Raw genomic sequence first — 6,110 nt, forward strand, 5'->3', positions numbered from 1 at the left:
TTTTCATCCACATCAGCAGCAGTGGGAAGCAAGGGCTCCTGGTGAGCATCGGAATGGGAAGAATTGGGTGCCTCAGCCAAGGGATCCCGAGTGGCCTGCGAAAAAACCACCGCCCGCGGGCGCAGGGTCATCCAAAAAGCCAGCCCTGCCACCAAGGTAGCGGCCAAAGCCATACCCAGCAGTAATCCTCCGGCAGCAGAGAAGCGCCGGGAAGGCAGTGGGGGCCGTGTGCCGAGGTAAGGATATTCGCCGGCTTCTGACAGCCCCTCTTCCAAGCTGTTCTCCAAATCCTCGAACAGCTCATCCAACAGAGAATCTGCCTGCTTGACTTGGCCAGACCATGCCCAAGGGGAACGACGGCCTCTGCCCGCTGAAGCATCTAACCCGGACATACAACCTCCCTAGCCTGAGCGGCGGGGATCCCGAGGAGTTGAGACACTCAGCCAACAGTTGCCGTCTATCGCCCAAAGGCTCTCAAAGGAGCCGCATTTCCGGGTACTCGGTCAACAGCGCCTCTGCCGACAGGGTGTCTCCCTCCAACTGCGGCGTCCACAGCACTTCGATGGCCACAATCCGATCTGCCGGAATCGAAGCCAGCTGCAACAGGCACTGCCGCAGATCCGCCATGGAGTTAACTACAGGTAGTGTACCCAAGTTACCACGATACGCAACCAGTAGAGTTACCAGCAGGTACTCGCCAACATCTGGGATCCCAGCAGCAGATCGCTGCAGCGCCGCTTGGGAGACTTGTTGGATCTGGTTGTTGCGGTTGCTGAGGCTTTCGACGCTGAACTTGCTCCGTTCTTGTAAAGAGGCTTGATAGAACAGGGATTCGGCGCGGGAGAGGGGCAGCTTCTCCGCTTGGGCATGGCCATAGGCCCAGTAGTCGCTGTAGCGCATCAAGCCAAGGGTGACCTCTTGCAACAGTTGGCTCAGCCCTTCTGGCGACTGAGTATCCGCCTCCAGAGCCAGGGCGTTCATGTCTTTTTGCAGTTGCCGGGCGCTGGCCAGCAGTCCCACTTTTACCTGCGCAACAGTTACCTGGGGATCGCGAACCCCAATGCTATCGTCCCCTTCTTCGGATCTGATCCCCGAGCGCAGCGTCTGCACCAAAAAGCTACCTGCCCCAACCAAGAGCAGCAGCGTCAGCAGGCCGCCACCCCCCCCTCCCCAGAAAAAGGGCACCAGCAGCGGAAAACCAAAGCCGCCTCCATAGCTGGGGTAGACAGGAGCTGAGTAGTGCGGGCCAATCGAGCGGGGGGCAGAGAACGTCGGAGACCGGAAAGATCCGCCGCCAATGCGACCGCCACTGCGTGCCCAAACAGCGCCTATGGGAGCCAGGGCCAAGGTCAAGGCCAGGGCAATGGCCAGCAGAGGCCGGCAGACGCGACCGATTCGTTTCAGCATGATCACAATGTTTTCGTCCATCACGGGGCTAGTCTTTCTTAATTCTACGCTTTCTCGTTGGCGGGAATAGGGGCGGAAACCGATCCCCCACCCGGCCATCTCACTTGTTCAATTCTTCTGTGTTGATTCTTTGTGTACTGAGCCGGCCAATGACCGTCAACCAATCGAGGCAGAGCCATGCTACGGTCTGGAAGGTTGCCAGGAGGAGGGCAAACAACAGCAATGCAAACTCAGGCTAACGTCCAAGCCGAGGAAAGAGAGCGGGCATCTTCTCCACCCCGTGCCCAGATTCGGCTGTTGGTGGTGGATATCGATGGCACGATTGCCGGGCCTTCCAACCAGGTTTCAGAGCCGGTTCGGGAGGCCATTCAGAAGGCCAAAGCAGCAGGGGTGCGAGTAGCCATCGCTACGGGTCGCATGCATCGTTCTGCCGAGCGGTTCCACTACGCGATTGGGGCCGATATGCCCCTATGCAGCTACCAGGGGGCTTTAATTCGGGATCCCGATAGCCAAAAGACCCTAAAGCACTGGAGCCTGGACTGGCCGCTGGCCGAGGAGTTGTTGCAAGCGTTGCAGGATCAGCCGGTGGGGGTTCACCTCTACATCGATGACCAGCTCTACTTACGGGAGCTGAGCCCTCTCAGTCAGGCCTATGCTGAGCGCTCGCAGGTGCCGTTCCAGATGTTCTCTTCCGCCCAATACGGACGAAGCCCCACCAAGATCCTGGCTGTTTCTGAGGATACCGAGTTCCTGCAGGAATTGCAGGGATCCCTGCGGCGGCGGTATTCCCCTGACCAGCTCTACCTCACCCGTTCAGAGCCGATTTTTCTCGAGGCTACCCATCCGGCGGTGAACAAGGGCAATGCCGTTCGTTTTTTGGCCGAGGAAATGCTGGGGTTGTCGGCGGAGCAGGTGATGGCCATTGGCGATGGCGACAACGACATTGAGATGCTGCGGTATGCGGGGATCGGGGTGGCGATGGGAAATGCCTCGCCTGCTCTGTTGCCCCATGCCGACTGGATTGCCCCTCCTGTGGCAGAAGACGGGGTGGCGGCAGCCATCGAGACCTTCATCCTCAGCTAGGCAGGGATCCCATGCTGGGTCTGGCTTCTTCTCCCTTTCCTGAGGTCACCCTGCGTCCGGCGCAGCAACAGGCGTTGGCCTACCAATCGGGGCCGCTGGGGATCGCCGCCGTTCCGGGGAGCGGCAAGACCTTTATTCTGGAGCTGTTGATCGCCGATTTAATTCTCAATCGGGGGATCCCACCGGAGCGCATCGGGGTGTTCACCTACATGCGTTCGGCGCGGGGCAACTTGATCAGCCGCATCAATCAACGTTTGCAACGGGCGGGGTATCCGGATCGCTTTACCCAGGCCTTTACCCTGCATTCTTTGTCGTTGCGGGTGTTGCGGGAGGCCCCCAGCCGTTGGGAGGAGCTGTCTATTTTGGAGGGATACGAACAGGAGCGGTTGCTCAGCCGCCTGTGCCGCGCTTGGCTCGTCCGCCATACTCAGCTCTGGGAGCCGCTGATCCCCGGCGACAACAACCCGCAAAAGATCGCCCAAAACCGAGCCCAGTTCCGGCGCAGTTTCCAGCAGATGGTGCAGGTGGTCATCAGCAGGGCCAAGAATCTGCGCCTGGGGCCAGAAGTGATCCCCAGCGAGGGCTATCTGGGCTGGGCTGCTCCCATCTACGCCGGTTATCAAGCGGAATTGCGTCGCCTGGGCAAGTTAGACTACGACGACCTGGGCTGGCAAGCAGTGGATTTGATCGAGGGCAGTCCAGAGCTGCGGGAGCAGGTGCAGAACTGGTACGACTACCTGTTCGAGGATGAGGCCCAAGACAGTTCCCCCCTGCAGGAAGAGCTGCTGCGGCTGCTCAGCCAACGCACCGGCAACCTGGTGCGGGTGGGGGATCCCAACCAGAGCATCATGGGCACCTTTACCAGCGCCGAGCCGCGGCTGTTTCGCGCCTTTTGCCAGGCCAGTCCTCAGGTGGTGCTCTTGGATGAATCCAGCCGCAGCGCCCCCCAGATCATCGCTTTGGCCAACCGCCTGGTGGAGTGGGTGAATCAGCAGCACCCCATCCCGGCTTTGCGCACCGCTCTGGCCCTCCAACTCATTCAACTGGCTACCTCCGGTGGCCAAAACCCCCCGGCCAGCGAGGGTGGTGTGGACTTTCTGCGGGTTGTCGGATCCCCGGAAGAGGAGCTGCAACAGGTGGCGCGGCAGGCCATTGCAGCCACCCAAGCTTTTCCCGGCCAAACGGTGGCCATTCTGGTCACCACCAACGAGCTGGGGGGCAAGGCCCTCAGCTATCTCCAGGAAATGGGAGCGGAGCGGGTGATCGATCTGTTGCGGGGCAGTCCCAGTCAGCGGCGGGTGTTGTTGCAGCTCAAGGGAATCATCGACTGGTTTGCCCAGCCCACTGCCCCCACTCGCTTGGCTGCTGCTGTGGATTGCTTGGCGGATTGGGCGGGGATCCCACGTGCTGAACTGGGACCGATGTTGAGCTGGATCCGCGCCTCTCTGCCGGAGCGGCTGCTGTTCCCCAACTTCGGTGAGGCTCCCGCTCTGCCCGATGGCCCGCCTTGGCAGAACTTGGGCAGGCTGCTGCGCACCCTTGCCGGTTGGCTCCGGGCCGGGCGCTCCCCTTGGCCGGAGGTGCTGAATGTGATCGTTCAAAGCCTCTACCGCAAGCCGGAAGAGCTGTTTGTGGGTCGCTATGTAATCGATCAGCTGGAGCAGGTGCTGGGATCCCTGCCCGAAACCGATTGGCAGGAGATCGCCCAAGAATTTCAAGTGATTCTGGATCACCGCCTCAACAACTTGCCTTCGGAGATCTTCGCCTTCGACCCCGAGCCGGGCAGCATCACTGTCACGACTCTGCATCGGGCCAAGGGGCTGGAATGGGATCAGGTCTTCATCCCCCAGGTGTCGGCCTACGAGTTTCCCACCCAGTACGGGGAGCGAACCCTGGGGCTGAAGTTTTTGGATGAAGTGGATATGCAGGCAGAGGCCCTGGCCCAGTTGCGGCAGCTCAGCCCCAAAAGCTGTTGGGATCTGCAGGCCGACTCGGCCACCAAGCAAGCCTTTTTGGACTTGGCAGCGGAGCGGCTGCGGCTGCTGTATGTGGGCATCACCCGCAGCAAACGACGGCTCACCCTCTCGGTATCCAGCCAATCTCGCTTTGGCACAGAGCAGAGTTCATCTTTGGTGTTTCGGGTGTTAAGTCGCAGTTTTAGGGCCGGTTGACCGGGTGAGTCTCTCGTTCTTCATGGATTGGCAACCTGCTAGCATGGCTAAGCCCGATAGCGCTTGCGCGCCGCCTTGCGGCAATGGGGCAGTCTTTCAGAAGCTATGGATATTCTGCAATGCAACCTCGGCGTATTGCCCGCGAACTGGCCCTGCTGGGGGTCAATCAACTGCCAGCCACGGCGGCCAAACTGAGCGAAAAACAACTGGAGGACTTGCTGCTGGCAGCCATCCGCGCCCTGAGTGAAGAGACCCATGAAACCCTCTCCACAGCGGCGGCGGAAATCCAGCGCAGCGACCGTTTGTTGCACGAGAGCGATCCTCTATTGTTGGCCGATTCGGATCCCAAGGAAGAGGGTGGATCCCGCTCCGTCACCCTCCGCCTTCAGCAGGCCCAACGACACCTGCAGCGCCTGGAAATCACTCTGAAGGAGGCGGACGTTCCTGACCCCAATGCCTTACGGGGGGAATTGCTGGAGCTAATCCAGCAGGTGCAAGTGGCCCTCGGCAACGCCGGCCAAGCCTTAGAACACCTGGAACAGCGGCTGCACAGCGTCCGCCACATCTTGGATGAGGTTGTCCAGTTGTCCCAAAGAGCAGTCAACCGGGTGGGCGTTGCCCTGTCCATGCCGGAACTGTTGTACATTGCCCAATCCCAAGAAGTGCGCGCCTACGCTTTGCAACTGTTAACTGCCCTGCGAACCCACAAGGAGGCGATTGATGCTCGTTTGCAAAAGGCTTTGGTGGGTTGGCAATTGCAGCGGGTTGGTCGGATCGAACGAGATATCCTGCGCCTGGCGGTGGTGGAGATGGAAATACTGGCCAGCAGCCCCGTGAAGGTTGCCATCAACGAAGCTGTAGAATTGGCCAAAAAATACGGGGATCCTGAGGCCGCCGCTTTCGTCAACGGAGTGCTGCGACGGGTAGTGGACAGCCAGATGGAGACCCACCGGGGTCGGGATCCCTCCCTCCCTGGTTCTGGTTCCGGGGGCTGAGCAGATCACTGGGGATCTTCCTTGCCAGGATAAAAGTCGGGATCCATCACCTGCTCAAATGTGTAGGGACACTGGGCAGGCAGATCTGCTTCAGACAATGGCGTTTCTCTCACCACCAACAGGATCCCGTCCTGGTGAGCCTCTTGCAGGGCTGCCGAAAGATCGGGCTTGAGGCTGGGACTGTCTCTGAGCAATCGCTGGATCTGGCGGCGTTGTTCAGTAATCGTTGCCCGCCAACTTTTGCCTCGCAGGTGGGGTTGCAATTGCCACTTCAGCAAATGCCCTACCAGGATCCCCAGCCGGTGCAGCAATTCCCGGCGTTCTTGCCTGCCCAAAGCCTCGATTTCCTCCACCAAGTTGGCGATATCCAGTTGATCCCACTGCCCCGATTTCAGCAGTGCGGCTTGCTTTTGCGTCCAGGCATAGAAGTCGTACTCGTAAAGTTGCATGCTTC

5 protein-coding genes and 1 pseudogene are annotated in these 6,110 nt (G+C 59.9%); 3 read left to right on the forward strand and 3 right to left on the reverse strand.

The genetic code is table 11. The features are described from left to right. Positions 1 to 392 (reverse strand): annotated as a pseudogene (locus NW820_RS05450) (hypothetical protein); the annotation flags it as partial. An 82-nt stretch (positions 393 to 474) separates the two neighbouring features. Next, positions 475 to 1,428 (reverse strand): DUF1517 domain-containing protein, encoded by a 954-nt coding sequence (locus NW820_RS05455; protein WP_238376757.1) that lies wholly within the window; start codon positions 1,426 to 1,428, stop codon positions 475 to 477. A gap of 201 nt (positions 1,429 to 1,629) precedes the next feature. On the opposite strand from NW820_RS05455, the gene NW820_RS05460 reads away from it, so the two are divergent. The 3 genes from NW820_RS05460 to nusB all read left to right on the forward strand — a co-directional run bounded on the left by NW820_RS05460 (position 1,630) and on the right by nusB (position 5,656). Then, a complete protein-coding gene (locus tag NW820_RS05460) occupies positions 1,630 to 2,490 on the forward strand; it encodes a Cof-type HAD-IIB family hydrolase (RefSeq protein ID WP_414330353.1) in 861 nt (286 codons plus the stop codon). 11 nt (positions 2,491 to 2,501) lie between these two features. Next, positions 2,502 to 4,661, forward strand: a complete 2,160-nt coding sequence (locus NW820_RS05465; RefSeq protein ID WP_414406899.1) for an ATP-dependent helicase — start codon at positions 2,502 to 2,504, stop codon at positions 4,659 to 4,661. Between the two features lie 119 nt (positions 4,662 to 4,780). Next, the gene (gene nusB / locus NW820_RS05470; protein ID WP_414331399.1) at positions 4,781 to 5,656 is read left to right on the forward strand and encodes a transcription antitermination factor NusB; all 876 of its coding nucleotides are present in this window, start codon (positions 4,781 to 4,783) and stop codon (positions 5,654 to 5,656) included. Positions 5,657 to 5,661: 5 nt separating this feature from the next. On the opposite strand, the gene NW820_RS05475 is transcribed toward nusB, so the two are convergent. Next, the coding region (locus NW820_RS05475; protein ID WP_414406900.1) for a DUF29 domain-containing protein at positions 5,662 to 6,110 on the reverse strand (449 nt) is incomplete at its 5' end.

Origin of the sequence: Synechococcus sp. R55.7 (assembly GCF_047461955.1) — a bacterium.
Lineage (GTDB): Bacteria > Cyanobacteriota > Cyanobacteriia > Thermostichales > Thermostichaceae > Thermostichus.